At 71.8% G+C, this 26,562-nt stretch carries 20 protein-coding genes; 10 read left to right on the forward strand and 10 right to left on the reverse strand.

The genetic code is table 11. From position 1 onward, the window contains the following. Nucleotides 1-202: 202 nt before the first annotated feature. Genes ACWDLG_RS30960 through ACWDLG_RS30975 form a run of 4 tightly spaced genes read left to right on the forward strand, consistent with a single transcriptional unit; the run spans nucleotide 203 to nucleotide 5,647 of the window. Nucleotides 203-637, forward strand: a complete 435-nt coding sequence (locus ACWDLG_RS30960; protein ID WP_449926674.1) for a hypothetical protein — start codon at nucleotides 203-205, stop codon at nucleotides 635-637. Next, nucleotides 634-2,109 (forward strand): glycosyltransferase, encoded by a 1,476-nt coding sequence (locus ACWDLG_RS30965; RefSeq protein ID WP_449926677.1) that lies wholly within the window; start codon nucleotides 634-636, stop codon nucleotides 2,107-2,109. The genes ACWDLG_RS30960 and ACWDLG_RS30965 overlap by 4 nt, the downstream gene beginning before the upstream one ends. Continuing rightward, the gene (locus tag ACWDLG_RS30970; protein WP_449926680.1) at nucleotides 2,106-3,965 is read left to right on the forward strand and encodes a glycosyltransferase; all 1,860 of its coding nucleotides are present in this window, start codon (nucleotides 2,106-2,108) and stop codon (nucleotides 3,963-3,965) included. The genes ACWDLG_RS30965 and ACWDLG_RS30970 overlap by 4 nt, the downstream gene beginning before the upstream one ends. Continuing rightward, on the forward strand, nucleotides 3,962-5,647 hold the full coding sequence (locus tag ACWDLG_RS30975; RefSeq protein ID WP_449926683.1) for a glycosyltransferase: 1,686 nt from the start codon (nucleotides 3,962-3,964) through the stop codon (nucleotides 5,645-5,647). The genes ACWDLG_RS30970 and ACWDLG_RS30975 overlap by 4 nt, the downstream gene beginning before the upstream one ends. A 115-nt stretch (nucleotides 5,648-5,762) precedes the next feature. Here the strand turns inward: ACWDLG_RS30975 and ACWDLG_RS30980 are convergent, their stop codons facing one another. The 7 genes from ACWDLG_RS30980 to ACWDLG_RS31010 form a co-directional block, all read right to left on the reverse strand. Continuing rightward, complete coding sequence (locus ACWDLG_RS30980; protein WP_449926686.1) at nucleotides 5,763-6,737, reverse strand: hypothetical protein; 975 nt, start codon at nucleotides 6,735-6,737, stop codon at nucleotides 5,763-5,765. 99 nt (nucleotides 6,738-6,836) lie between these two features. Continuing rightward, nucleotides 6,837-7,460 (reverse strand): TetR/AcrR family transcriptional regulator, encoded by a 624-nt coding sequence (locus ACWDLG_RS30985; protein WP_449926689.1) that lies wholly within the window; start codon nucleotides 7,458-7,460, stop codon nucleotides 6,837-6,839. An 88-nt stretch (nucleotides 7,461-7,548) separates the two neighbouring features. Then, nucleotides 7,549-7,950, reverse strand: coding sequence for a DUF6463 family protein (locus ACWDLG_RS30990; protein ID WP_449926692.1), 402 nt, complete (start codon nucleotides 7,948-7,950; stop codon nucleotides 7,549-7,551). Between the two features lie 703 nt (nucleotides 7,951-8,653). Continuing rightward, entirely contained in the window at nucleotides 8,654-9,937 is a 1,284-nt protein-coding gene (locus tag ACWDLG_RS30995) for a homoserine dehydrogenase (protein WP_449926695.1), read from the reverse strand. After that, a complete protein-coding gene (lysA, locus tag ACWDLG_RS31000) occupies nucleotides 9,934-11,316 on the reverse strand; it encodes a diaminopimelate decarboxylase (protein WP_449926698.1) in 1,383 nt (460 codons plus the stop codon). The genes ACWDLG_RS30995 and lysA overlap by 4 nt, the downstream gene beginning before the upstream one ends. A gap of 115 nt (nucleotides 11,317-11,431) precedes the next feature. Next, nucleotides 11,432-12,055 (reverse strand): anticodon-binding protein, encoded by a 624-nt coding sequence (locus ACWDLG_RS31005; RefSeq protein WP_449926701.1) that lies wholly within the window; start codon nucleotides 12,053-12,055, stop codon nucleotides 11,432-11,434. Nucleotides 12,056-12,122: 67 nt separating this feature from the next. Further along, nucleotides 12,123-13,967, reverse strand: a complete 1,845-nt coding sequence (locus ACWDLG_RS31010; protein WP_449926704.1) for a hypothetical protein — start codon at nucleotides 13,965-13,967, stop codon at nucleotides 12,123-12,125. A gap of 70 nt (nucleotides 13,968-14,037) precedes the next feature. Between ACWDLG_RS31010 and ACWDLG_RS31015 the strand changes: the two genes are divergently transcribed. Both ACWDLG_RS31015 and treS read left to right on the forward strand, forming a co-directional pair. Continuing rightward, nucleotides 14,038-15,681 carry an asparagine synthetase B family protein gene (locus ACWDLG_RS31015; protein WP_354917155.1) on the forward strand — a complete coding sequence of 548 codons (1,644 nt, stop codon included), beginning with the start codon at nucleotides 14,038-14,040 and terminating at the stop codon, nucleotides 15,679-15,681. Nucleotides 15,682-15,960: 279 nt separating this feature from the next. Further along, nucleotides 15,961-17,637, forward strand: coding sequence for a maltose alpha-D-glucosyltransferase (gene treS / locus ACWDLG_RS31020; protein ID WP_354917152.1), 1,677 nt, complete (start codon nucleotides 15,961-15,963; stop codon nucleotides 17,635-17,637). 61 nt (nucleotides 17,638-17,698) lie between these two features. Here treS and ACWDLG_RS31025 read toward each other — a convergent pair whose 3' ends face one another. Genes ACWDLG_RS31025 through ACWDLG_RS31035 form a run of 3 tightly spaced genes read right to left on the reverse strand, consistent with a single transcriptional unit; the run spans nucleotide 17,699 to nucleotide 21,191 of the window. After that, nucleotides 17,699-19,960, reverse strand: a complete 2,262-nt coding sequence (locus ACWDLG_RS31025; RefSeq protein WP_449926709.1) for an FtsX-like permease family protein — start codon at nucleotides 19,958-19,960, stop codon at nucleotides 17,699-17,701. Then, entirely contained in the window at nucleotides 19,957-20,688 is a 732-nt protein-coding gene (locus tag ACWDLG_RS31030) for an ABC transporter ATP-binding protein (protein ID WP_449926712.1), read from the reverse strand. Before ACWDLG_RS31030 ends, ACWDLG_RS31025 begins: the two co-directional genes overlap by 4 nt. Next, nucleotides 20,685-21,191, reverse strand: coding sequence for a PadR family transcriptional regulator (locus ACWDLG_RS31035; protein ID WP_354917144.1), 507 nt, complete (start codon nucleotides 21,189-21,191; stop codon nucleotides 20,685-20,687). The genes ACWDLG_RS31030 and ACWDLG_RS31035 overlap by 4 nt, the downstream gene beginning before the upstream one ends. A gap of 135 nt (nucleotides 21,192-21,326) precedes the next feature. Between ACWDLG_RS31035 and ACWDLG_RS31040 the strand changes: the two genes are divergently transcribed. From ACWDLG_RS31040 to ACWDLG_RS31055, 4 genes are read left to right on the forward strand one after another with little or no spacing between them, the layout of a single operon-like run. Then, nucleotides 21,327-22,532, forward strand: coding sequence for an ABC transporter substrate-binding protein (locus tag ACWDLG_RS31040; protein ID WP_354917141.1), 1,206 nt, complete (start codon nucleotides 21,327-21,329; stop codon nucleotides 22,530-22,532). 16 nt (nucleotides 22,533-22,548) lie between these two features. After that, nucleotides 22,549-23,865: an ABC transporter substrate-binding protein gene (locus tag ACWDLG_RS31045; RefSeq protein WP_354917138.1), complete on the forward strand. Its 1,317-nt coding sequence runs from the start codon at nucleotides 22,549-22,551 to the stop codon at nucleotides 23,863-23,865. Nucleotides 23,866-23,877: 12 nt separating this feature from the next. Further along, nucleotides 23,878-25,359: an ABC transporter permease subunit gene (locus ACWDLG_RS31050; RefSeq protein WP_449926716.1), complete on the forward strand. Its 1,482-nt coding sequence runs from the start codon at nucleotides 23,878-23,880 to the stop codon at nucleotides 25,357-25,359. Then, the gene (locus ACWDLG_RS31055; RefSeq protein ID WP_354917132.1) at nucleotides 25,359-26,234 is read left to right on the forward strand and encodes a carbohydrate ABC transporter permease; all 876 of its coding nucleotides are present in this window, start codon (nucleotides 25,359-25,361) and stop codon (nucleotides 26,232-26,234) included. The genes ACWDLG_RS31050 and ACWDLG_RS31055 overlap by 1 nt, the downstream gene beginning before the upstream one ends. Nucleotides 26,235-26,562 lie beyond the last annotated feature (328 nt).

A 26,562-nucleotide genomic window follows, 5' to 3' on the forward strand; every position in this document is an offset into this window, starting at 1 on the left:
CTCCTGCCTTCATCGTCGAGCCCGCCCACTTTACGCCGCTCTGACAAGCGCGGCCGAGGGGGCATGCCCAACGGGCACGTGGAGCCCAAGGTTCCCAGGGATCCTCCAGAAACTTGTGGCACGGTAGTGACCAGCCTTGACTATGGTGTAAATATCCAGACTTTTCCCAGGTTGGCGTTCAAACATGGAAAGGTATGCGCGGATGCTCTCGCCCCGCCGGCTGGCCGCGACCGCAATCCTCGGAGCTCTGGTGCTCGGCGCGCTGGCGATAACGGTGTACACGGGCGTCCTGTCCTTCACCGCCGCCCTCGCCGCGACCGCCGTCCTCCTGTCCCTGGGCGTGCCGGCCTTCCTGATGCTGGCCGTACGCCGCCTCGACGGCAAGGCGCACCGCATCGACCTGCGCGTCAAGAAGATCGAGACGGGCCTCGCGCAGACCGGCGCGGGACTCAAGCGGATCGAGACCCGCATCGACGCGCTCACGGCCGCCGTGGAGGAGGTCGCGCGCGGGCGCACCGAGGGCCTCAGCGCCATCCTCGCCTCCCTCGGCGAGGACCGCGTCAACGCGATGGCCCACGCCGAGGAGGTGGCCCTGCTCAGAGCGGAGCTCAGAGAGCTGCGCAGGGAAAGCGTATGAGGATCCGCCACAACGACTACGGTGTGCTCAGCCCTCCAGTGATCGGGGCGTGGACGCCTGAGCTGTCCGTCACGGTGGTGATCCCCGCCTACGACTGCCAGGACGAGCTCGACCGGACGCTGGCCACGCTGGCGGCGCAGACCTACCCGGCGCACCTGCTCGACGTGGTCGTCGTGGACGACGGCAGCGACCCGCCCCTGCGCGCGCGGCCCACCGGCCCCCTGGCCGTCAGGGTCGTCAGGGTCGAGGACGGCTGGGGCCGCGGCAACGCGAGGAACACCGGGGCGCGGGCCGCGACGGGCGAGGTGATCCACTGGCTCGACGCCGACATGATCCTGGCGCCCGACCACATCGAGGCGCACATGCGGTGGCACCACCTGATCGACCACGCGGTGGTGATCGGCGACATCGTGTTCGGCACCGGCTTCGCCGACGGGGCGGCGCAGCCGTACACGGCGAAGATGCTGGCCGAGACCCGGCGGCTCAAGGACGCGGGCGCCAGTGCCTACCTGCTGCACACCGGCGCGACGACATCGGTCCCGGCACGCCTGCTCGCCGACGCGGGCGGCGTCGACCCGCGCCTGAACATGGCCGAGGACACCGAGCTCGGCTACCGGCTCGCGCAGGCGGGCGCGGTCTTCATCCCCGACGGCGAGGCGCGCAGCCTGCACGTCGGGGAGTCGACGGTGATGCGCAGGCAGCAGGAGGTCCACCGGCACAACTGGTCCTTCCTCGGCGACCACATCCCCGACCTGCGCTGGCTGCGCGGCCACCCGCGCCGGCAGTGGCTGGTGCCGTACGTGCGGGTCGTGGTCGAGGCGGGCGGCTACGAGGAGACCCGCGCCACGGTGGACTCGGCGCTGGCCGGCTCGGTACCCGACGTGGCGGTCACCCTGGTGGGTCCCTGGTCGCTGCTGACCGGCGGGCGGCGGTCGAGCCTCGACGACCCGCACCTCGACCTGCGGCTGCTGCGCAACCTGTACGAGCACGAGCCGCGCGTCGACTTCGCCGCGGCCGCGCCGGTCGGCGTGGCGCCGACGCCGTACCTGCTGACCGTGCCGCGCGGGTGGGTGCTGGGCGCCGACACCGTCGCCCGGCTCGTCGCCCGCGAGGAGGGGCTGGTCAGCGTGGCGCTGGCCGAGGCGGCCGAGGGGGTGGTCGCCGCGCGTCTGGAGCGCACGGCCGCCTTCGCCAGGGCGCGCAGGATCGGCGGGGACCTCGACGCGCTGGTGGACGAGATGTTCGGGTCGCTGTGGGTCGGCGCGGCCGAGTACGGCGTCACCACCGCGGAGGAGGCCGAGCCGCTCGCGGGCGATCCGGCCAAGTGGCGGGCGCTGGCCGCCCGGCGCAAGGACGAGATCAAGGCGCTGCAGGCCGAGGTGAGCAGGCTGAAGCGGCAGCTCGACACCCCCGCCACGGTGGCGCCGCCGCGCCGGGGCGGCCTGTCGACGTTCCTGAGGCGCGTCATATGATCGCCGACCTGGTGGCCGAGGCCCTGGCCCGCACCCCGGACGTCCGCGTCTTCCACGCGGGGCTCGACGTAGACGTCGAGGGCACCGACCTCGACCACGAGCTGGTCGAGCCGCCCCCGGCCGCCGAACGGGTCGCCGAGGTGCTGGTGCTCGCCGGCACGCCCGCCGACCTGCGCAGGATCGCCACGCTGCACAAGGTGCTGCCGGAAGCCGAGCGGGTCGTCGTCGCGGTCGCCGACACCCCTGCCGCGCACCCGGCCCCGGTGCCCACGCCCACCCCCGCCCATCGTTGGCGGTCGCTGGCCGAGCTGCGCGTCCACCGGCCGAAGGACCGGGTGTGGGTGGTCGACGCGCGGTTCTCGGCGCCCACCCCGGCCGGCCGTACGGTCACCGCGACCGCCCGCGCCTTCGCCGGGCACCGGCTCGACGTGATCGCCGCGCCGGCCGCGGCCATCGCGGGCGTCGGCGCGGCGGACTGGCGTCCGGGCGACCCGAACGCGACTCCCGCCGACCTGACCGGTCCCGTGCCGGAACGCGTCGGCGCGCCGGGCGGCGACATCGTCCTGCGTACGGTCGAGACCGAGGTGGAGTGGACGGAGGACGAGCCGCCGGTGGACCGGCCGACGGCCGGGGCGACCAGCTGGGAGCGCATCGGCCGGCCTGGCGGCACCGGTCTGGCCGCCGTCCTCGCCGAGCCCTCGATGATCCCCCCGGTCGACGAGCGCCTGGTGAACCCCATGGGCTTCGTCACCACGCCGTCGCGGGGGACGGCGATGCTGGCCGAGTCGGGCGGCCGGTGGTCGGTCGTGCTGGACGGCAGGCCCGTGGTGACGTTCGCCGCCTCCGGTGGCGTGACCGACGCCGACGTGGCCAGGCTGCGGCAGGTGCGCGGCGTGACGATCGACTGGCACCACGCGCACAGCGGGCCGCTGGCGGCCGTGCGGGTGCTGGCCGGGCTGGCCGCGGCGGGAGTGCCGCTGGTCGCCCAGGAGGTGCCGCGCTGGGCCGGCGCGCTCGGCGAACCGCTCGCCCGCCTCGTCACCTCACCCGTCGACCTGGCCGACGACCTGCGGCGCGAGGAGCACAGCGTCAGGCTGCGCCGCGAGGCGCTGCGCACCCACGGCGTGGCCGCCCGCTGGGAGCAGCTCGGCGCGCCGGCTCCCGCTCCCCCGCTGACCTCGGTGCTGCTGGCGACACGCCGGCCTGCCATGGTCGGCTTCGCGCTGGAGCAGGTGGCCAGGCAGCGTGACGTGCAGCTCGAGGTGATCCTGGCCCTGCACGGGTTCCCGGCCTCGCACGCCGACGTCGTGGACGCCGTCAAGCGCTTCGACCGGCCGATCACCGTCTTCGAGACCGAGTCGGTGTTCGGCGAGGTGCTCAACGACGCGGCGGCCCGCGCCTCCGGATCGTTCCTGCTGAAGATGGACGACGACGACTGGTACGGGCCCGACTTCCTGTCCGACCTGCTGCTGGCGCACTCCTACTCCGGCGCGCAGGTCGTCGGCACCGTGCCCGAGTTCGTCTACCTGACCTCGATCGACGTGACCGTGCACCGCAGCCAGGTCACCGAGCAGATCACCAGCTTCGTGGCGGGCGGCACCATCCTGGTCGAGCGGTCGGCGTTCCAGGCGGTCGGCGGGTTCCGGCCGCTGCGCCGTTCGGTCGACACCCAGTTCCAGGAGGCGCTGCAGGCGGCGGGCGGGCAGATCTACCGCACCCACGGCCTCGGCTACGTCCTGCGCAGGGGACCGGCCGCCGACCACACCTGGCAGGAGCCGATCGGCACGTTCCTGCGGCGCAACCGGCGGCAGTGGCGGGGCTTCCGGCCGAGCGCGCTGATGGAGCTGGCGCCATGAGGATCAGGCGCAACGACTTCGGGGTGCTCAGTCCGCCCGAGCTCGGCACCTGGGAGCCGACCATGACGGTGACCGTGGTGATCCCCGCCCACGACTGCCAGGAGACGCTCGACCTCACGCTGGCCGCCCTGTCGGCGCAGACCTACCCCGCCCACCTGCTCGACGTCGTCGTGGTGGACGACGGCAGCGACCCGCCGCTCCAGGCGGCCGGCCCTGGAGACCCGCCGCGCCACGTCTCCCGGCCCGGTGACCCGCCGCGTCCTGCCCGCGTGCGGGTCGAGCGGGTGCGGGACAGCTGGGGCAGGGCCGCGGCGGTCCAGACGGGCCTGGAGGCGGCCACCGGTGACGTCGTGCTGGTGCTCGACGCCGACATGGTGCCACACCCCGACCACGTCGAGGCCCAGATGCGGTGGCACCACCTGGCCCCCTACCTGGTGGTCCTCGGCTGGATCGACTTCACCCAGCCCGAGTCGCCGCCCACCCCGGCCGAGGTGGCCGCCGGGGCGAAGGACCTGTTCCCGATGTCCCCGCACCGGCACGACTGGGCGGAGGAGATCATCGCCGCGCACGACGGGCTCAGATCCGCGCCCAGCTCGCTGGTGTCGCGGGTGCACGTGGGCGCGACCGCGTCGTATCCGGCGTGGCTGCTGCGCGCGTGCGGCGGCATGGACGTCTCGCTCAAGCTCGCCGAGGACACCGAGCTCGGCTACCGGCTGACGCAGGCCGGCGCGGTCTTCGTGCCGGATCCCGAGGCGCGCGCCTGGCATCTCGGGCTGCCGACGGCCATGCGCTCGTTCGCCGAGCTGAAGCGCTACAACGACCCGTTCGTCGCCGACCGCGTGCCGTACCGGCGTTACCTGCGGGGCGATCAGGGGCGGCAGTGGCTGGTGCCGTACGTGGACGCGGTGGTCGAGGCGGGCTCCTACGAGGACGTCCGCGCCACGGTGGACGGCCTGCTGGCCGGGTCGCTGCCCGACGTCAGGGTCACGGTCACCGGGCCGTGGGAGTGGCTGACCGACGCGCGCCGTTCCCCGCTCGCCGATCCGCTGCTCGACCTGCGGCTGCTGCACGCGCAGTTCACCCACGACCCCCGGGTACGGCTGGACGGCCCGCCTTCCGGCGTGGCGCCGTTCCGGTTGCTGTGCCCGCCGGGCTGGATGCCGGGACACGACACGGTGGAGCGGCTGGTCGCGCACCTCGAGGACAGCGACGGCGGCGTCCTGTGCGTCGCGCTCGGCGAGCGGCCCGACGGGGTGGTGGCGGCGCGGCTGGAGCGGACGGCGGCGCTGTCGCGCGCGGCGCTCGTCATCCGCCCCGGCGAGATCCTCGACGACGTGCTGGACGAGGTGTTCGGCGTCGAGTGGGTGGACGGCGCCGAGTTCGGCTTCACGCGCCGGCCGCGCGTCTACCCGCCGCGCAGGCGCCCGCTGCCCGAGCACGAGCGCCTGGCGCGGCAGCGGGAGAAGGAGCTGGCCAGGTTGCGCGAGCGGGCGGCCGCGCTGCGCGCCGAGGTCGCCCAGCTGCGCAGGGAGGCGGCCAAGGGGCGCAGGGACACCGCCAGGTGGAAGGAGAAGGCCGAGCACTGGCGGCGGGAGGCCGTCAGGCTCGCCCGGGAGCGGAACCGCACCGTCCTCAACCGCGCGGTCCGGCGGGTCCGGAGCCTGACCTTCCCCGGCCGCTGAACCGGTCGGGAAAGCTGGGTACCTTCGCCCGCTGACCAGGCCGGGGAAGGCGGGCCGGTGCTCAGGTCCGCCGGCGCGGGTGGTGCTCAGGCCCGCCGGCGCAGGCGGGTGGTGCTCAGGCCCGCCGGCGCAGGTAGTAGGCGTAGGTGGCGGCGGCCAGGGCCAGCCCCCAGGGCAGCCACGCCAGGCCGGGCAGGAACGTGCCCCAGCGCTCGGCGGTGATCGTGATGTCTCCGGTGAGCATCGCCAGGTACAGCCGCGCGCCCGCTTGGACCAGCATGACCGACGCGGCCAGCCCCGGCACGACCGCGAACCAGACCGGCACCCGCCTGCCGCGCAGGAACGGGATCCACCGGGGGAAGACCTCACCCCAGCGCCGCACCAGACCGATCGTGAGGACGGCGCCCGCGACGCACAGGCCGCCGAGCACCGTCTCGGAGATCCACCCGCCATCGGCGTTCCCCGCCGCGATGTCCTCCGCCGGTATCCCGAGCGGGATGCCCGCCGCCCACGAGATGCGCGAGATCGCGTACGGCAGGGCCAGCAGCGCGGCCGCGTAGGTCACCGGCCTGCCCCATCGGACCGGCTCCCGCGTGCCGCCGCCCTGGTGGACCCAGGCCGCCGCCGCCCAGAGAGCTCCGCCCGCGATGCAGAACACCATGAACAGCAGGGGCCCGTCCCACAGGCCGGTGTATCCCATGAACAGGTAGGCGAAGTTCTGGATCACCCTGATGTCGGGCACGGCGACGAGCAGCGCGCCGCTCATCGCCCACGCGAAGACGAGCGGCCCCCTGGCCGGGGTGGCGCGGGCCATCCCCACCGCGACCACGGCGCCGAGCAGTCCGAGCACCGCCATGGCCGCGCCCACCGGCCCCGGCTCCGCCGCCGCGAACAGCGAGCCCACCTGCTCGGCTCGCGGATCGCCCGCGCCGAACGGGAAGCCGGCGCCCCCCACCGCCCAGTAGGCGCCCGCCGCCGCGAACGCCACCGACCACACCGCCGCCGCCGACGCCGCCCACCGTGTCCGGCCCCGCGTCCGGCCCCGCGTCCGGCCCCGTGCCGTGGCGGCCACGCTCACACTCTCTGTCATGGCCACCAGCCTGCTCCGTGCGGGCCCGGCGCCCCTCCCCTGCGCGGGGGAGGCCGCTCCCCTCAGGCGGGGAGCGAGCCTGCAGGGGAAGGCCGCCTCTCAGGCGGGGAGCGGCCCGCCTGTGCGGGTCAGCGCGGCGGCCAGCCGGGCGGCCAGTTCCCGGGCGAAGACATCCCGATCCTGGCGGCGGATCAGGAACAGCCAGGCGAACACGGGACCGACCAGCAGGGCGTGGACCACGTCCAGCTCGGGCCGCTCCGCGAGCTCACCCCGCTGGACCGCGCGGTCCAGGACGGCCGTGACGCAGTCGCGCTGCCGTTCCATGAACGTCCGCTGGAACCTGGCCGTCAGGTCGGTGTCGGCGACGACGTCGGCCAGCAGCCCGGGAACCGTGACCGCGGCGACCGGGTTGCCCAGCGTGGCGAGGACGTCGTCGACGAGCGCGACCAGGTCGGTGACGAAGGAGCCCGTGTCGGGCGGGATCTCCAGGGCCATGGAATGGACGGTGGCGGCGAAGACCATTTCCTGCTTGGTGGCGTAGCGGCGGTAGATGGCGGCCTTGCCGACTCCCGCCCGTACGGCGACCGCGTCGACGGTGAGGCGGGCGTAGCCGGTCTCGGCGAGCACGTCCCTGGTCGCGACCAGGACGGCCGCGTCGACCCTGCTGTCTCTCGGCCGTCCTGTCCGCGTTGTCTGCGCGGCCCGCGTGCCCTGCCGTTCCACTGGCGTTCCTTTCCCGGTCACCGCGGCCCCTGGTCCGCGCCCGCCCCTCCGGCCTGCCCGCGCCGCCGGTCGGCTGCGGGAGCCGCGCTCACCGGCGCTTCCCGGCCGCGACGAGCAGCATCACGGCGGGCACCCAGACGGCGACGAACGGCGACGGCTCGAAGGTGAGCGCTCCGATCGTGCCCCACACGCCGAGCAACCATGCCACGAACGCCGGAGGAGTCGCGCCGCGCCGACCGGCCCAGTCGATCAGCAGGCCCAGCGCGAACAGCGGCAGGGCGAAGGACCCGATCGTGAGCCAGAAGCCGCCCAGTGCGGGAGGGAGCTCGCCCAGGCCGTTGGCGGGGAACCACAGCCCGCCCGAGAACCAGGTGGGCAGGTACCGGATGTTCAAGGCGACGGTGACGGCCATGTGGAACACGCCGAGGAAGGCGATGATCCGGCCGGCGAGAACGACCGTGCGGTGCGGGGAGGTGACAGAGACGTCCATGCTCGCTCCTAACGGAACCATGAGTTTCGGAACTCTTAGTTCCGTATGATGCCATGGCGGGTGCACGGTGTCTTCCGCGGGTGACGGTCGGCGCGCCGCGTCGGGTGGCGACCCTCAACGCCGGCAGCGTGCCTGACGCCCGTGTGCCCCTCCGGGCATGGCGCCGGCCTGCCGTTCCTCCCGGGTACGGCAGGCCGGGTCGTCGCGGTTTCGGGTGTGTCGCTAGGGCGCCGGGTCGTCCCGGTACGCCGCGCCGGGTCGCGACGCCTCAGCCATCGCCACGGTCCGACACTTCGGCGGACTCGGCCGCCGATTCGTTCTGCCGCAGAGCCTCCTCGAGGAGGTCTCTGTCGATCCTTCGCTCGACTGCATCCACATAGGCGGAGAAACGGCTTGTTTCTCCACCCTCTTCACCAAAAGGCGGCGAGCACGACAAAGGGATCTCCTTCGGTGGGGAACCGAGAGCGTGGCGCGCCTCTCGGCGGAAAAGGGATATCCGTGCACGACCGCGCCCCGGGCGACCTGGGTGCCTGCATCACCGACGGCATGACCATGGTCGTCACGATCTCTCGATGGGCGCTCTTCAAGAATCGCCCATCGAGCATCTCTTCGCCCGGCGAATCAGATCAGCGATCCGCCATTTCCACGGGGCCGGTCACCGGCCCCGCACCAAATCCCGCAAGAAATCCCCGTGCCTGCCGGGTCAGTCGTCGCCCTCGACCCGCATCACGCCGGCGATCGCCCGCACGATGTCGAGGTTGCGCAGCCCCTCCATCGTCGCCGACAGCGCCGCGTCCGTCGCCCGGTGCGTGACGATGACGAGCTGGGCGTCGTCGCCGTGGCCCTCCTGGCGGACCGTCTGGATGGACACGTCGTGCTTGGCGAACAGCGTCGCCACCTGCGCCAGGACGCCCGGCTTGTCGGCGACGTCCAGGGACACGTGGCAGCGGGTGACGGTCTCGCCCATCGGGTGGACGGCCAGCGACGCGTAGATCGACTCGCTGGGGCCCCTGGTGCCCGCGATCCGGTTGCGGGCCACCGCGACCAGGTCGCCGAGCACGGCGGACGCGGTCGGGGCGCCGCCCGCGCCCTTGCCGTAGAACATGAGCTGCCCGGCCGACTCGGCCTCGACGAAGACCGCGTTGTAGGCCTCGCGGACCCCGGCCAGCGGGTGCGACCTGGGGATCATCGCCGGGTGGACGCGGACCCCGATCGAGCGGCCGTCGTCGGAGCGGGAGCAGATGGCCAGCAGCTTGATGACGTAGCCCATGGCCTTGGCGCTGGCCACGTCGGTCGCGGTGATCTCGGTGATGCCCTCGCGGTGCACGTCGGCGGCGGTGACGCGGCTGTGGAAGGCGAGACCCGCGAGGATGGCGGCCTTGGCCGCGGCGTCGAAGCCCTCGACGTCGGCGGTGGGGTCGGCCTCGGCGTACCCGAGGGCCTGGGCCTCTTCGAGCGCGTCGGTGAACGAGGCGCCGGTGGAGTCCATCTTGTCGAGGATGTAGTTGGTGGTGCCGTTGACGATGCCGAGCACCCGTTTGACGTGGTCGCCGGCCAGCGACTCGCGCAGCGGGCGCAGCAGCGGGATGGCGCCGGCGACGCTGGCCTCGTAGTAGAGGTCGCCGCCGCCCGCGTGGATGGTGGCGCCGTCCTCGGCGAGCAGGGCCTTGTTGGCGGTGACCACCGCCTTGCCGCTGGCCATGGCGGCCAGGATGAGCGATCGGGCCGGTTCGATGCCGCCGATCACCTCGATGACGATGTCGACGTCGTCGCGGGTGACCAGGCCCTCCGCGTCGCTGGTCAGCAGGGCCGGGTCGAAGTGGACGTCGCGCTTGCGGCCGGGCTTCCTGACCGCGACGCCCGCCAGCTCCAGCGGGGCGCCGATGCGCGCGGCCAGGTCGTCGGCCTGCTCCTCCATGAGCCTGATGACCTGGGACCCGACGACGCCGCACCCCAGGAGCGCGACTTTCAGCGGTTTGCCACTCATAGCTGTCCCCTCAACAGGTCATCCTCGGTCTCGCCCTGCACGATGACGCGCGCCTGGCCGCCGGAGACGGCCACGACGGCGGGCTTGGGCAGGTAGTTGTAGTTGCTGGCCAGCGACCTGCAGTAGGCGCCGGTCGCGGCCACGGCGATCAGGTCGCCGGGCGCGAGGTCGGCGGGCAGGTAGTGGTCGCGGACCACGATGTCGCCGCTCTCGCAGTGCTTGCCGACCACGCGCGACAGCATGGGGGCCGCGGCGGAGGCGCGGGAGGCGAGGACGGTGGTGTACTCGGCGCCGTAGAGGGCGGTGCGGGCGTTGTCGCTCATGCCGCCGTCGACGCTGACGTAGGTGCGCAGGCCCTCGACGTCCTTGACCGTGCCGACCTCGTAGAGGGTGACGCCGCCGGGGCCGACGATGGCCCGGCCCGGCTCGACCGTCAGGCGCGGCACGGGCAGCCCGGCGCCCGTGCAGACCTTGGCGACGATCTCGCGCAGGGCGTCGGCGATCACCTTGATGTCGGGGGCTTCGTCCTCGTCGACGTAGGCGATGCCGTAGCCGCCGCCGAGGTCGAGCTCGGGCAGCACGACGCCGTGCTCGTCCTTGATCTGCACCAGCAGGCCGGCCAGCCGGCTGGCGGCCACCTCGAAGCCGGCGGTGTCGACGATCTGCGATCCGATGTGGGAGTGCAGGCCGACGAGTTCGAGCTGCGGCAGGGCCAGGATGCGCCGGACGGCCTCGGCCGCGGCGCCCGAGCTGAGCGACAGGCCGAACTTCTGGTCGTCGTGCGCGGTGGCGATGAACTCGTGGGTGTGCGCCTCGACGCCGGTGGTCACGCGGACCATCACCCGGGGCCGCACGCCCCTCTCCTCGGCGAGGTAGCCCAGGCGGGCGATCTCCTCGAAGGAGTCGACGACGATGTGGCCGACGCCGACCTCGAGAGCGCGCGACAGCTCGGCGACCGACTTGTTGTTGCCGTGGAGCGTGATGCGCGAGGGCGGGAAGCCGACGCTGAGCGCCACGGCCAGCTCGCCGCCGCTGGCCACGTCGAGGCCCAGGTCCTCGTCCATCAGCCAGCGCACGATCTCCTTGCACAGGAACGCCTTGCCGGCGTAGTGGACGTCGGAGCCGGCGAAGGCGGTGGCGTACTCGCGCATCCGGGAGCGGACGTCGTCCTCGTCGATGACGTAGAGCGGCGTGCCGTACCGCTGGGCGAGGTCGCGCACGTCGACGCCGCCGATCGTGAGCGCGCCATCCGTTCGCGTCGACGTTCGCGGCCAGATCGAGGGGTTGATCCGGTTGAGGTCGGCGGGCGCCAGCGGCGGGCGCTCGTGGGGCAGCATCTCAGCGTGTCTGTCCCCGGCTGGATGGGCGAATCGACTCACCCGATCGAGGCTATCGGACGTGGTGCAGCTGATGGGACGTCCGACCACGGATCGAGACGAGATCGCGGGATGGAGAGGAAACTTTTGCCCTAAATCGTGCAATGACCGGATATTTTCAGATTCGCTCTGGTCCGGGGAGCACGGTCCAGACGGCCGCCGCCAGCCGGACGCGCGCCGTGTGCACAGGCTCCGGGCTTCCGTCCCCCCGTGGTACGGCGGGCGCGTGCTCGTGGGCGTCGTGGTAGGCGAGGGCGAGCCGGGGAAGGTAGGACTGCCACCCGGGATCGCGGCTCGCTTCGCGCCCGGGGATCTCGGCCAGCAGCCTGAGCACCGCCCGGTCACGCGGATCGGTCAGCGCCCGCGGGTCGCGGCCGGTGCCGGGCACGCCCAGGTCGGCGGCCCACCTGATGACCGCCGCGGCCCGCGCGTGGGCGTATCGCACGACGAAGCCCGGGTTGTCCCAGGTGCGCGGGAGGTCGGGCCACGCGTCCTCGACCGGGATCCGCGCGAAGGGCTCGTCGAGCACCTCCCCCGGGTCGTCGACGGTGATGCGCAGGAACCCCCTGCCGGAGACCGTCACCGACCGCACGCCGGGAAGGGAGCTGACGTCGGCGGCCAGCCGCTCGGCCGGGATGCCGCGGCGCAGCGCGGCGGTGGACAGGTAGACGCCCTCCTCCGCCCAGCTCCCCTCGGGAGCCGGCGCGGCGCCGAGCACCTCGGCCAGCCGTCTCGGTCTCACGAGCCGAGCGTAGACCCCCGCCCGCGGCCGGGGAGCGGCGGGCGCCCCGGCGCGGCGCGGGGTGCGGTCAGATGAGGGCGTGGGGTTCGGCGGAGCCGTACTCGACCAGGTGGGCGGCGCCCAGCAGCCACCGGTCCTCGTCGCGCACCCGCACGTAGCCGAACCTGTCGGCGGAGAACACCTTGACCCCGTCCGTACGGCACTGCCGCATGAGCACCTCGTCCCACCCCTCGGTGAGGTCGGCGAACCCGACCGCCCGCAACGCGTGCCGCCTGGCCAGCAGCGTCGCCCCTGCGACCTCGGGGGTGTAGGTGTACTCCGCCTCCGGCTGCTTCAGCAGCGTGGCGTGCGCGGTGCGCAGGTGGGCGTAGAAGCAGGCCTTGCCCACGATGTCGGCGGTGGTGAACAGGAAGGCGCGGCTGAGGTCGTCCAGGTAGTGCGAGCCGTAGACGTCGCGCGGGTCCATGATCGCGACCAGGTCAGCCTCGCACAGGTCGAGCCCTCTGTTCAGCAGGGCTCCCGTGCTGGAGACGGGGTCGGGCTCGCGGTAGACGACCTCGCGCGGCGCCAGCACCTCCCGCGCCCGCTCCTCCCCGCCGGCGGGCCCGAAGACGATCACCTGGGTGACGCCCGACTGCTTGGCGACCTGGGCGAGGCCGTGCTCCAGCAGCGCCGGGTCGAGGACCGGGAGGATGACCGAGACGTTGAGCGTCGCGCGGGCGCTCGGCAGCCCGACGGCCTCCAGCAGCTCGTCGACGCGCTCGCTCATGGTGCCCATGGCGTAGGCCCTGCGCAGCGCCGCGTGCGCGCGCCTGGAGTCGCCCTCAGGGCCGATGGAGGTGCCGCAGGCGGCCAGCTCCGCCAGCCGCCACTGCGGCGTGCCGGGCGGGCAGTCGACGGCGATGGGCCAGCGGTAGGAGGTGAGCACGTCGGGGTAGCCGAGATGGTCGGGCAGCAGCTGGTCGAGGGTGAGCACCCGGCCGTAGCGCCCGCCGGACAGCGGCAGCGGGTTGTGGACGCGCGGCTGGACCGCGAACGGCAGGCGGGGCCAGCCGGCGGCCAGGTCGGTCGTGAAACGGTGGTCGAACAGCTCGGCGGCGGCGGCGTAGTCGGCGACGGTGCCCTGCGTGTGCCAGAAGACGGTGCGGATGCCGCGCTCGGCGCACCAGGCCAGCAGCTCGCGCAGCCCTTCACCCGGCTCGCCGGTGACCTCCTCGGCCCACGGCCCCTCCGTGACCGACTCGACGACCAGCAGGTGCGGCACCTCGGCCGCCAGGACGCGGGCGAAGTCGCGGGGCGTGAAGCCCGTGGTCTGCCGCCACTCGTAGCGCAGCAGCGCCTCGGCGTGCGGGTCGGCGATCACGGCGGCGGTCAGGTGCGGGCGCGTGTTGGGGCCCGTCGGGATCCGGAACGGCTTGAGCCGCACCGAGGTGCCCTCGACCGTCCTGGTGGTGCTGGTGGCCTGGAAGGCGGCTCCGGGACGCTCGTCCTTCGGCGCGCTGACGGCCAGAGGCTTGCGCTTGGGCGCCACGGGACGCTTGACCGGCCTGGTCGCGCCCTTCAGCCCCTTGGCGAGGCGGACCGGGTTGCGCTTGCCCGTCTTGATCGCGTCACCGATGCGGTTCCACCTGGCGACCTTGATGGAGGACAGCTTCCACTGGGCGACCTCGGCCTGGTAGCGCTGCTCGGCCAGCTCCTTGCGCAGCTTCTCGGCCGCGGCGCGCTCGCGCTCCAGCTCGCTCTCGGCCTCGGCGAGGCGCTCGCCCATCGTCTTGAGCTCCTCGGTGGCCCGCTCGGCCGCGGCGAGCCTGGCCTGGGCGGCGTCCAGCAGCCTGGCCAGCTCCGCCGCGCGCTCCGCCTCGGCGATGGCGTCACGCAGCGCGCGTCGCGTGCTCTCCAGCTCAGTAGTCACAGGCCCTCCGTCTCTCGGCCCGGCAAAGGATACTCTTTCGCTTGGAATCGGCGTTGAGGAGTGAGATCGCGTGCAGTGGCCGGCGTTCAATGTGAGGCCGTACGTGTGCGGCGCCCTCGGCCGGCTCGATGCGGGCCTGCTCGACAAGCTCGCGGGGTCGGGGCCCAAGGTCAGGCCCGCCCTCCAGACGGCCGAGGCGGCGCTCTACAGCTCCCAGCCGCTGCCGCCCTACCACCGCGCCGACGGCACGTTCGCGTTCGCGTGGGGCGAGCGCAGGCCCGCGGCGCCCGCCGACTGGATCACGGTCGCCGAGACCTACGAGACGCCCGGCCTGATCGGCGACGGCGCCCGCACGGTGCTGCACGCGGGGGCGCTCGGCCTGGTCGACGTCTACTACGTGCGCGTGGGCGAGGCGGTCTACTTCTCCTCGCTGCTGAAGCCGCTGCTGGAGCTGGTGCCCGTCGACATCGACTGGGCGGCGTGGGCGTCGATCATCCAGGTGACGTTCCCGCTCGGCGACGCCACGCCGTACCGGGGGATCAGCCGCCTGCCGGGCTCCAGCGCGCTGGTCCACGCCCACGGCAGGATCTCGACCGAGCGGCGGCTGCCGCGCTGGCTGCGGCAGGAGCCGTACGAGGCCTGGCGCGGCGCCGGTGAGCTGCTGGAGATCCTGCACGGGGTCTACGACGACTACGAGGGGCGACCGCTGCTGGTGCCGGTCAGCGGCGGCTACGACTCGCGGCTGCTGTGCTCGGTCGCGGTGGCGCGCGGCGCCGACGTGGAGTCGTGGACGACCAGCCCCGACGACGGCACCGACACCGACATCGCCTTCGCCCGCGCCATCACCCGCGAGCTGGGGGTACGGCACCGCGTCATCACCCAGGAGGCCGCCGCCTATCCGCGCGACGCGCTCGAGGTGGCGCGGCGGCTGGAGTTCATGACCCCGCACCACGCCTGGTACGCGCCCTTCGCCAAGCAGGTGCACGGCGCGGGCCGCGTGCTCGTCGACGGCCTGGCCGGCGGCCCGCTGCTGAAGAACTTCATGGTCAGCGGCGCGGCGCTGGAGGCCAGGACGCAGGCCGAGCGCTCGGCGGCCGTGCTCGGCTCGCTGTCGCTCGGCGCGCCCTCGGTGCCCTTCCTGTCGCCCGCGGCAGAGGCGTGGATCGGCGACGTCGTGCGTGAGCAGTTCGCCGCCGCCACCTCGATGCTCCACGGGCACCGGGCCGAGCTGCCGCTGTCGGTGCTGCACACCCGTACCGTGCGCGGCATCGCCCGCTCGGCGGTCAACCTGGTCGGCCCTGAGGCCGGCTTCGCGGCGCCGTTCATCCACCCCGACTTCTTCGACGCGGCGCTGTCGGTCGGGGTGGCCCGCAAGGACAAGGGCCGCTTCTACCGGGAGCTGCTGCACGCGGCCAACCCGAGGGTGGCCGCGCTGCCGTCGACGAACGTGGTCAAGCAGCCGCTCCAGCGGGTGCCGCTGCGCTCGACCGCGGCCCCGGCCCGCGACTACTCGCACCGGATGCTGGTGAAGGTGACCGAAAAGGTGCCGAGCCTGTTTTCGGACACGCTGCACGAGGTGATCGCCTCGGGGCCGGACGCGCTGACCCGGTTCACCGGGTGGAACGACCGGTTCTGGGTGCGTGGCCTGGTGCTCTTCGGCGCCTGGCTGACGGACTACGAGAGCGACCTCGCCGAGCTGACGCCACCCTTCTGACCTGCGGGCATCCCCCGGGAGAACGCAGGGTTACAGAGCGGTTACATACGGATCTCGTGGGTATTACGACCGCTACAAAGAAGCGGGTTCCGGAGGGCCATGGGGCTGGTAGTGTTCGGCCCGAGAGCGTCGCAAGAACCGGGGCATCAGATCACAAATCTGGTCTCGGCCGGGCATGGAGATCGCAGGGATGACGACTCCATGCGACGCGGTCACCACACAACACGCCGGGGAAACCGGTGACTTCGTCCTGCCCACATCTCCTTCTGTGAGCGTCATATGAACAACCCATCGGTCTCCGAGGCCTTCGTCTCGGCCGATCCACGCTGGTACAAGCGGGCGGTGTTCTACGAGGTGCTCGTCCGGGGGTTCAAGGACTCCAACGGCGACGGGACCGGAGACCTGCGCGGTCTCATCGAGAAACTCGACTACCTCCAGTGGCTCGGCGTCGACTGCCTGTGGCTGTTGCCGCTGTACGAGTCGCCGCTGCGCGATGGCGGCTACGACATCTCCGACTACGGGAAGATCCTCCCGGACTTCGGTGATCTCGGAGACTTCGTCCAGCTCATCGAGTCGGCGCACGCGCGCGGGATCCGCATCATCACCGACCTGGTGATGAATCACACCAGCGACCAGCACCCCTGGTTCCAGGCCTCGCGCCACGACCCCGAGGGGCCCTACGGCGACTTCTACGTGTGGGCGGACGAGCCGACCGGTTACCCCGACGCGCCGATCATCTTCATCGGCGCGGAGGAGTCCAACTGGACCTACGACCCGGTGCGCAAGCAGTACTACTGGCACCGTTTCTTCCACCACCAGCCCGACCTCAACTACGACAACCCGGCCGTCCAGGAGGCGATGCTGGAGGTCCTGCGGTTCTGGCTGGACCTGGGCATCGACGGGTTCCGGCTGGACGCCGTGCCGTACCTGTTCGAGAGGGAGGGCACCAGCTGCAGCGGGCTGCCCGAGACCCACGCGTACCTGAGGAAGGTGCGCGCGGAGGTGGACCGCCTCTACCCCGACAGGGTGCTGCTGGCCGAGGCGAACGGCTGGCCCGAGGACGTGGTCGAGTACTTCGGCGACCCGACGACGGGCGGCGACGAGTGCCACATGGCCTTCCACTTCCCGCTGATGCCGCGCATCTACATGGCGGTGAAGAAGGAGACGCGCGAGCCGATCTCGGAGATCATGTCGCGCACCCCCAAGCTTCCCGATAACGCCCAGTGGGGCATCTTCCTCCGCAACCACGACGAGCTGACGCTCGAGACGGTGACCGAGGAAGAGCGCGACTACATGCACGCCGAGTACGCCAAGGACCCGCGCATGCGGGCCTACCTGGGCATCAGGCGGCGTCTGGCCCCGCTGCTCGACAACAACCGCGACCTGATCGAGCTGTTCACGGCGCTGCTGCTGAGCCTGCCCGGCTCCCCGGTGATGTACTACGGCGACGAGATCGGCATGGGCGACAACATCTGGCTGGAGGACCGCGACTCGGTCCGCACGCCGATGCAGTGGAGCCCCGACCGAAACGCGGGCTTCTCGACGGCCGACCCCGGCCGGCTCTACCTGCCCGCGGTCATGGACCCGATCTTCGGCTTCCAGGCGGTCAACGTGGAGGCGCAGCAGAAGACCGAGGCCTCGCTGCTGCACTTCACCAGGAAGATGCTGCACATCCGCCGCCAGCACCCGGTCTTCGGCACCGGCGCCTACACCGAGATGTGGTCGTCGAACCCGGCCGTCCTCACGTTCGTGCGTGAGGAGGGCGACGACCTGATGCTGTGCGTGAACAACCTGTCGAAGTTCCCGCAGCCCGTGGAGCTCGACCTGCGGCGCTTCGAGGGCATGGTGCCCGTCGAGGCCAGGGGTGGCGTCCGCTTCCCCAGGATCGGCGAGTCGCCGTACATGCTGACCCTGCCGGGGCACGGCTTCTACTGGTTCGCGCTCAAGGCCGGCTGAGCGCGCCCCTCCGGGGCGCGCTCTCGCGGGTGCCTGTCAACGGCGACAGGCACCCCTGCGGCTACCTGGCGGTGATCGGCACCTGCGCGCGGGCGGCCCTGCGGGCGGGGATGAGGGCGACGGCCAGCGCCGCCCCGATGGCCACCAGCACCGCCACGGCCAGCACGAGGGGCGAGGGCGGACGGGCGATGCCCGCCCCGACGCCGCTGGTGTGGCCCTGCAGATCGATCAGGCCCTGCACGACGAACGAGCCCGCCGCGGTGCCGGCGACGACGCCGAGCACCACCAGCACCCCCGTGCCCATGACCAGCGTGGCCATGACCTGGCGCGGGGTGAGCCCCATCGCCTTCAGCACCGCGAGGTCGTAGGCGTGGTCGCGCAGCCCGAGCGCGCTGGCCGTCAACAGGTTGGCCAGGCCGATCAGCGCGAGCACGGCGACGAGCGCGACGATGACGACGCGGATGACCGCCAGGCGTTCGGCGGGGTTGACCACGCGCTGGATCTCCAGCCCCTCGCCCGAGGCCGCCAGGAGCCGGTCGCGCACCTCGGCGGGGTCTGCGCCCGGTTTCAGCGCCAGGCCCCAGAACTCCGGCGGCACCACGTCCTTGGCCGCGAGGCTGTCCACGCCGAGCGAGAGCACCTGGCCGTCGAGGTCGGGCTCCACGGTCCTGCCGACGATCCGCACGATCAGCGGGGTGCCGCCGACCGACAGCCACACCCGGTCGCCGATCTTCACCCGCAGCAGGTCGAGCAGGCCCTGTCCGGCGACCGCCTCACCCCTGTCGGCGTACATGCGCCCCTCGACCACCGGGAAGGGGTACGGCGAGGCCGAACCGCCGATCGCGCGCACCCTGATCGAGCGGGCCTCGCCGGGCACCAGCGCGTCGACCTCGGCCCCCGGATAGACCTGCAGGACGGCCGGATCCCGCTCGGACAGGGCCTTGGCCTGCTCGGGGGTCAGCTTGTCCGGGCGCACCAGGAGCCGGGCGTGCTGGCCGACCTGCTCGGGGTGGGCGAGGAAGCCGTCGAGCGTGGCCCAGACGCCGAGCCCGATGGTGATCATCATCATCGGCACGGCCAGGCCGAACGCCGTCAGGAAGGCGGGCACCCGCCTGGAGAAGGCGTCGCGGGCGCCCAGCACGAGCGCGGGCGGCAGCCGTACCAGGAGGGCCAGCCTGGCCAGGCGCGACAGGCGGCCACGGGGCGGCGCCGCGGGCGCGGCGGGCAGGGGCGGCGTACGGCTGCCGCGCCAGGCGGGCACGCCGACGGCCACCAGCACGACCAGCGCGGTGCCCGCGGTGATGGCCAGCAGCGGCACGAGCGCGACGGAGGTCGTGTCGAGCACCAGCCAGGTCACCAGCCAGCCGGGCGGCACGCCCAGCGCGATGCCGAGCAGGCCGAGCGCGCCGTGCTCGACCAGCAGCAGACCCGCCACCTGGCCCCTGGTGAAGCCCATGGACTTCAGCGTCGCCAGGTCGCGCAGCTGCGACAGCACGCGCCCGCCGGCCGCGTTGGCCAGCGCCAGCACGGCGGCCACCAGGCCGACGATGCCGAACAGCGCCAGCAGCGTGCCGAGCAGCCGGTTGTCCAGCTCCATGGCGGCGCGCACCTCGCGCCAGGTGTAGACGCGCTGGACCTCCTCGTCCAGCATCACCACGACGCGCTGGGAGACGAACTGGGTGGCCTCGGGGTCCTCGAGGCGCAGGCCCGTCACCCACTCGCTGCGGCCGAGCTCAGGCTCGACCCGGTCGAGCTTCTCGGGCAGGACCCAGATCAGGCCGGGCGTCCACTCGGGATAGAACCCCTGGTCGGCCGAGTCGGCGATGCCCCGCACGTACAGCACGTGGCGGGCGCCGCTGAGCGCGGTCACGGTGACCGCGCTGCCCAGGCGCAGCCCGAGCGCCCTGGCGAAGGAACGCTCGACGACCACGCTGTCGGGCTGGGCGCGGTCGAGCCAGGCACCCTCGGCGACCACCGGCCTGGCCACCTCGGGGGCGGCGACCGGCATGGCGCGCAGCGCGGCCGGGGCCTTCCTGCGCTCCTGGAGCACGGTCACGGGCGCCGAGCGGTACGGCCCGGTCGCCTGCTCCACCCCGTCGATCTGCCTGAGCGCGACGACCTGCGGCCGGTCCTTGGTGTGGATCCACAGGTGGGCGCCGTTGGTCTCGGCGAACAGGCCGCGCCACGGGTTGGTGCCGTCCTCGAGCAGCGTGGCCGCGGTGATCAGCGCGGCCACGATCCCGGCGATCGTCAGCACGGTGAGGAGGGCCTGTCCGCGCCTGGCGCGCAGGTCGGCCCTGATCCATCGGAGGCCGGCTCTCATCGCAGGTCGATGACCTCTCCGGCGCCGCCCCTGCCGGGCCGCCTGCGGACGATCTTGCCGTCGTCGACGATCTGGCCGTCGAGCAGCGAGACGACCCTGTCGGCCAGGCTGGCCACCCTGGCGTCGTGGGTGACCAGGACGATCGTCTGCCCTTCGCGGTGCACCTCGCTGAGCAGGCGCAGCACGTCGCGGGTGTTGCGGCTGTCGAGGTTGCCGGTGGGCTCGTCGGCCAGCAGCAGGCTGGGTTTGTTGGACAGGGCGCGGGCCAGCGCCACCCGCTGCTGCTCGCCACCCGACAGCTGGGCAGGGGCGGCCTCGACCCGCTCGGTGAGGCCGAGCGCGTCGAGGAGGTACTCCCTGCGCTCGCGCGCCTCCTTCGGCGAGGCCCCCGCCAGCAGGGCGGGCAGCTCGACGTTGTCGGCGACGGTCATGCTGGCGACCAGGTTGAAGAACTGGAAGACGAAGCCGATCTTCTCGCGCCGCAGCAGCGCCCAGGCGCTCTCCGAGAGGGTGTCGGCGCGCTTGCCGTCCAGCCAGATCTCGCCGCTGGTGCGGGAGTCGAGCCCGCCGAGCATGTGCACGAGCGTCGACTTGCCGGAGCCCGAAGGACCCATGATGGCGACGAACTCGCCCTCATCTACCTGCAGGTCAACCCCTCGTACGGCGGGCACCGGCACGTGGTTGTTCTGGTAGATCTTCACCAGGTTGACGGTCTTGAGCACGGTCACGTCAGGTCCTCCTGGCAGCGTTCGAGCCAGTCGAGGTCGGCCTGCAGGTGCAGCATGGCGCCCTCGATCAGCAGGAGCGCGACCTGATTCCCCGGATCGGTCCGCTCGGCGAGTTCGTTGAGATCGCGCATCAGCGCAAGGTAGTGGCGGCGCTGGCGGTTGATCAACGCCATCCGGTCGGCGATGCCGGTCAGGGGCGCGAGCACGAGCTTCATGAAGAACTCGTCGCGCACCCTCGGGCCCTCCGTCGGCTCGTCCACCCAGTCGGTGAGCACGTCGCGGCCCTTGGCGGTCAGGTAGTAGACCTTCTTGTTCGGCCGGTTGGACTGCTCCACGTCAACGGCTCTGACCAGGCCGTCCTTCTCCAGACGGCCGAGCGTCACGTATATCTGGCCGATGTTGGGTGAGGGGTAGGCCGTGCCGAACGTCTGCTCCAGAGCCTGCTTGAGCTCGTACCCGTGGGCGGGTTCCTTCGCGAGGAGCGCCAGCAGGTGCAACCGCACGCCCCACCTCCTCGTTACGCGCTCGTTACGGACATATCCGTTGACGTTCAGATTAGCGCTGTGCATAACATGAATGCATCTACCTAACACGAATGTAATCCGGTCGGAATGTGGAGGTCATACGTGTTCCGCCCCATGTCCGTGATGCTGATCGCGCTCCTGGTGGCCGGATGCGCGTCGGTAACGGAAGAGGGCGGGGAGGACCCCAACGGTCCGATCACCTTCGCCACCGGGCGCGACACCACCGGCTACCTGCAGCCCCTGCTGGACCGCTGGAACAAGGCGCACCCGGCACAGAAGGTGACGCTGCTCGAACTGCCGGAAGCGGCCGACGAGCAGCGCGCGCAGCTGGTCGCCAACCTGCAGGCCAGGAGCGACCGCTACGACGTGCTCGGACTCGATGTGGTGTGGACGGCGGAGTTCGCCGACAACGGCTGGATCATCCCCCTGGAGCGCGGGCAGTTCCCGCTCGACAGGTTCCTGCCGCCCGTCGTGGACACCGCGGTCTACCGGGGCAAGCTCTGGGCGGTGCCGTACACGAGCAACGCAGGGCTGCTCTACTACCGCAAGGACCTGGTCAAGAAGCCGCCCACGACCTGGGCCGCGCTTCGCGCCCAGGCCCTTGCGATCACCAAGAAACACGACATCGGCGGCTACGCGGGACAGCTGGCCGCCTATGAGGGACTGACGGTCAACTTCGCCGAAGCGGTCCAGTCGGCGGGCGGGACGCTGCCCGACCTGGACCAGGCCAAGGCGAAGCAGGCGCTCGACTTCTTCACCCAGGGCCTGCGCGAGGGATGGATACCTCCGCAGGCGCTGAACTACAAGGAGGAGGAGTCCAGGCTGGCCTTCCAGAACGGCCAGCTGGTCTTCGCCCGCAACTGGCCCCACGCGTACGGGCCCGCCACCCAGTCCAAGGTGGCCGGCAAGTTCGCGGTGACCAGGCTCCCCGGACCCGACGGACCGGGATCGAGCTCGCTGGGCGGCGCCAACCTGGCCATCAGCGCCTACTCCAAGCGGCAGAACACCGCGCAGGAGTTCATCAAGTACTTCACCAGTCTGGAGAACGAGCGGCGCGTCCTGACCGAGGGTTCCTTCCCTCCGGTGTGGGCCGAGCTCTATGACGATCCTTCGCTGATCAAGCGCTTCCCCTATCTGCCCGTGCTGAAGGAGAGCATCCTCGCGGCCAAGCCGCGACCGGTCAGCGCGAACTACGACCAGCTGAGCCTGGTGATCGCCAGCGCGGTCTCCAAGGCGCTCAGCCCGCCGTACGACCAATCAACCGATGACGTGGCGGCCTCCATGAAGGCAGAGCTAGCCGAGATCATCGCAACCCAGTGATTCGAGGTCAGGCATCATGCGCAAAGCAGTTGTTCTGGCGGGGCTCGCGGTAGCCATCGCCGCCTGCGGCAACGCCCCAACGACCACCCCCCAGCAGACCGGCGCGGCCAGCTCCGCCCCGGCCGCCGGTGCCAAGCCCCTCGAGGGGGTGACCATCGAGGTCGCCGCCAAGTGGACGGGCGAGGAGCAGACGAACTTCGAGACCGTGCTGAAGGCCTTCCAGGACAAGACCGGCGCCAAGGTCACCTACGCCTCCACCGGTGAGGACACCGGCGCCTACCTCGGCCCCCGCATCCAGGGCGGCAGCCCGCCGGACATCGCGATCCTCCCGCAGCCCGGCCTGGTGAAGCAGTACGCCGACCAGAAGGCGCTCAAGCCCCTCAGCGCCGAGGTCCAGAAGCAGATCGACGACAACTACACCCCGTACTGGAAGGAGCTCGGCTCCGCCGACGGCCAGGTGTACGGCGTGCTCGTCAAGGCCGCGCACAAGTCGATCGTCTGGTACCGCGACGCCGCGTTCACCGACGCCGGCGTGCAGGCTCCGACCACCTGGGACGAGCTGATGAAGACCGCCCAGGCCATCGCCGACTCCGGCACCCCGCCGTTCTCGCTGTGCGGCGCCTCCGGCTGGACCCTCACCGACCTGTTCGAGAACGTCTACCTGTCGAGCGCGGGCCCGGAGAAGTACGACCAGCTCGCCAAGCACGAGATCCCGTGGACCGACGCCTCCGTCGTCACCGCGCTGGAGAAGATGGCGCAGATCTTCGGCAAGAAGGAGTACATGGTCGGCGGCAACAGCGGCGCCCTCCAGACCGACTTCCCGACCTGCGTGACCCAGGTGTACGGCCAGGACAAGGGCGCGATGGTCATCGAGGCCGACTTCGTGGCCGCCTCCGCCACCCAGTCCGGCGCCAAGATCGGCGAGACGGCCAAGGTGTTCCCCTTCCCGAAGGTCGGCGACACCGCGCCGGTCGTGCTCGGCGGTGACATCGCGGTCGCGCTGAAGGACTCCCCTGGCGCCATGGCGCTGCTGGAGTTCCTGGCCTCCAAGGAGGGCGGCGAGGTGTGGGCCAAGCTGCCCGGCTACCTGTCGCCGAACCGCAACGTCTCCCCCGACAACTACCCGAGCGACATGACCAAGCAGCTGGCGCAGACGATCATCTCCGCCGGTGAGAGCGTCCGGTACGACATGTCCGACCTCGCGCCGAGCGCCTTCGGCGGCACCGACGGCAAGGGCGAGTGGAAGGTCCTTCAGGACTTCCTGCGCAACCCCGCGGACGCCAAGGCCGCCGCCAAGGCCCTTGAGACCGAGGCCGCCAAGGCCTGGAAGTAAAGGGGCGAGGCCGTGACCGACCGGTTGAACGGCCCGACCGGCCCGCGCGACACCACGTCGCGCGGGTCCACCCCCGGGCCAGAACCCACCCCCCAGACGGAGTCGGGCACCTCCCCCACCGAGAACCCCGATCCCGCCGGCGCCGGCGCGACCGCACGCGCCGCCACCGCCACCGAGACGAGCAGCCGCCCTGCCGCCGCCAAGCCCGGCCGCGGCAAGCTGGGCCCCTCGGCCATCGTGGCCTGGTTCTTCGTCCTTCCCGCGATGCTCCTGCTGGGCATCTGGGTCATCTACCCGATCGTCTACTCGATCTTCCGCAGCCTCTACGACGCCACCGGCACCCAGTTCGTCGGGCTGCAGAACTTCGGCACCATCTTCACCGACTCCGGCACGCTCACCACGATCAGGAACAACCTGATCTGGGTGGTGGTGGGCCCGATCGTGGTCACCACCCTGGGCCTGATCTTCGCCGTCCTCACCGAGCGCATCAAGTGGGCCACCGCCTTCAAGCTCATCGTGTTCATGCCGATGGCCGTCTCGCTGATGGCCGCCGGCGTCATCTTCCGCCTGGTCTACGAGGAGGACCCGGACCGCGGCGTGGCCAACGCGCTCATGTCGACGGTCTCGAGCGTGTTCTCCAGCGGGGGCGGCCTGGAGGGAGCGCGACCGAGGGAGAACGACGCCTCGCCCGTGGCCGAGCAGGACGGCGCCGTCGTCACCAAGCAGCCCGCCCAGGCGGGCCAGCCGGTGCTGATCCCGCTGGTCGGGCTCAAGCCGGAGGCGGTGCCCGCCGACGCCAAGCCCGCCGCGGCGGCCTCGGGACAGGGGCTGAGCGGCACCGTCTGGCTGGACTTCACGCCCGGCGGCGGCGGCAAGGCCGGCCAGGTCGACGGCAGCGAGAAGGGCCTGCCAGGGGTGACCGTGGAGGCGGTCAGCGGCGACTCCGTCGCGGCCACCGCCACCACCGGACCCGACGGCACCTTCACCTTCGCGGGCCTGGCGCCCGGCTCCTACACCGTACGGCTGCCGCAGTCGAACTTCGAGGCGCCGTTCAACGGCCTGACCTGGCTCGGCCCGACCCTGATCACGCCCGCCATCATCGGCGCGTTCGTCTGGGTGTGGGCGGGCTTCGCGATGGTGCTGATCGCCGCGGGCCTGGCGGGCATCCCGCGTGACGCGCTGGAGGCGGCCCGCATCGACGGCGCGACCGAGTGGCAGGTCTTCAGGAAGATCACCGTGCCGCTGCTGTCGCCCGTGCTACTCGTCGTGTTCGTCACGATGATCATCAATACCTTGAAGGTCTTCGACCTGGTCTTCATCATCGCGCCGGGATCGGTGCAGCCGAACGCGAACGTGATCGCGCTGGAGATGTGGCGAGTCTCCTTCGGCGGCGGTAACAACCAGGGGCTGGGCAGCGCACTCGCGATCTTCCTGCTCATCCTGGTCCTGCCGTTCATGATCATGAACATCCGCCGGTTCAGGAGGGAGCAGTGATGGCTCACGTTCACGCGGGAGCCGTACGGCGAGGCCCCATCGGCAGGCTCGTCGACCGCCTCGGCAGCGGCGCGGTCCAGGTCGTGATGATCCTCATCGGGCTGTTCTGGCTGATCCCGACCCTCGGTCTGCTGGTGGTGTCGCTGCGCGACGAGACGGTGAACAACTCCGAGGGCTGGTGGACGATCTTCACCAAGCCGGCGGAGCTGACGATCAGCAGCTACACCAACCTGCTGGCCAGCGGCTTCACCGCCTCCTTCTGGAACACGGTGCTGATCACCGTGCCGACCACGGTGCTGGTGATCGGCATCGCGGCGATGGCGGCATACGCCTTCGCCTGGATCGAGTTCCCCGGCCGGGACACGCTCTTCCTGGTCGTCGTCGGCCTGCTGATCGTGCCCATCCAGATCGCGCTGATCCCGATCGCCACCCTCTACGGCCAGGTCGGCATCTTCGGCACGATCCCCGGCGTGGTGCTGTTCCACGTCGCGTTCGGACTGCCGTTCGCGATCTTCCTGCTCCGCAACTTCTTCGTCGGCATCCCCTCCTCGCTTCTGGAGGCGGCCAGGATGGACGGCGCGTCGGAGTGGAAGATCTTCTCGACCGTGGTGTTCCCCCTGGGCAAGCCCGCGATCGCCTCACTGGGGATCTTCCAGTTCCTGTGGGTGTGGAACGACCTGCTCATCGCCCTGGTCTTCGCGGACACCGCGTCCCAGCCGATGACCAAGGCGCTGCAGTCGCAGATGCGGCAGTTCGGCACCAACGTCGACATCATCGCGCCGGGCGCGTTCCTGTCGCTGATCATCCCGCTGGTGCTGTTCTTCGCCTTCCAGCGGTACTTCGTGCAGGGCATGATGGCCGGCTCGGTGAAGTGAGCCACCTGCACTGATCCACGGGCGCCCGCCTGGCTCGGGGCGGCGGGCGCCCGTGGATCACTCGGCCGGCGCCGCTCGCCACCCGCGGGCGGCCTCCGGCCCCGCGCGCTCCTGGCAGCGCTCGGCCCGCGTGCTCCGGGAGGGCGGCGCGCGCTGCGGGCGGGCGCTGCCGGGGTTGGCGACGCGCTCCCGGAACGGGGGCGCTTTCTGGCTTCCGCCCGGAATGGGCCCTGGCTTCCGCCCGGAATGGGCCCTGGCTTCCGCCCGGAATGGGCCCTGGCTTCCGCCCGGAATGGGCCCTGGCTTCCGCCCGGAATGGGCCCTGGTA

It is taken from the genome of Nonomuraea sp. NPDC003727 (assembly GCF_053586935.1).

Excerpts from the sequence above, each read along its gene's own strand:
- ACWDLG_RS31025 (WP_449926709.1), bottom strand. The coding sequence starts at position 19,960 with ATGAGAGCCGGCCTCCGATGGATCAGGGCCGACCTGCGCGCCAGGCGC.
- ACWDLG_RS30990 (WP_449926692.1), bottom strand. The coding sequence starts at position 7,950 with ATGGACGTCTCTGTCACCTCCCCGCACCGCACGGTCGTTCTCGCCGGC.
- ACWDLG_RS31040 (WP_354917141.1), top strand. The coding sequence starts at position 21,327 with ATGTCCGTGATGCTGATCGCGCTCCTGGTGGCCGGATGCGCGTCGGTA.
- treS (WP_354917152.1), top strand. The coding sequence starts at position 15,961 with ATGAACAACCCATCGGTCTCCGAGGCCTTCGTCTCGGCCGATCCACGC.
- ACWDLG_RS31045 (WP_354917138.1), top strand. The coding sequence starts at position 22,549 with ATGCGCAAAGCAGTTGTTCTGGCGGGGCTCGCGGTAGCCATCGCCGCC.
- ACWDLG_RS30975 (WP_449926683.1), top strand. The coding sequence starts at position 3,962 with ATGAGGATCAGGCGCAACGACTTCGGGGTGCTCAGTCCGCCCGAGCTC.
- ACWDLG_RS30995 (WP_449926695.1), bottom strand. The coding sequence starts at position 9,937 with ATGAGTGGCAAACCGCTGAAAGTCGCGCTCCTGGGGTGCGGCGTCGTC.
- ACWDLG_RS30960 (WP_449926674.1), top strand. The coding sequence starts at position 203 with ATGCTCTCGCCCCGCCGGCTGGCCGCGACCGCAATCCTCGGAGCTCTG.
- ACWDLG_RS30980 (WP_449926686.1), bottom strand. The coding sequence starts at position 6,737 with ATGACAGAGAGTGTGAGCGTGGCCGCCACGGCACGGGGCCGGACGCGG.
- ACWDLG_RS30970 (WP_449926680.1), top strand. The coding sequence starts at position 2,106 with ATGATCGCCGACCTGGTGGCCGAGGCCCTGGCCCGCACCCCGGACGTC.
- ACWDLG_RS30965 (WP_449926677.1), top strand. The coding sequence starts at position 634 with ATGAGGATCCGCCACAACGACTACGGTGTGCTCAGCCCTCCAGTGATC.
- ACWDLG_RS31055 (WP_354917132.1), top strand. The coding sequence starts at position 25,359 with ATGGCTCACGTTCACGCGGGAGCCGTACGGCGAGGCCCCATCGGCAGG.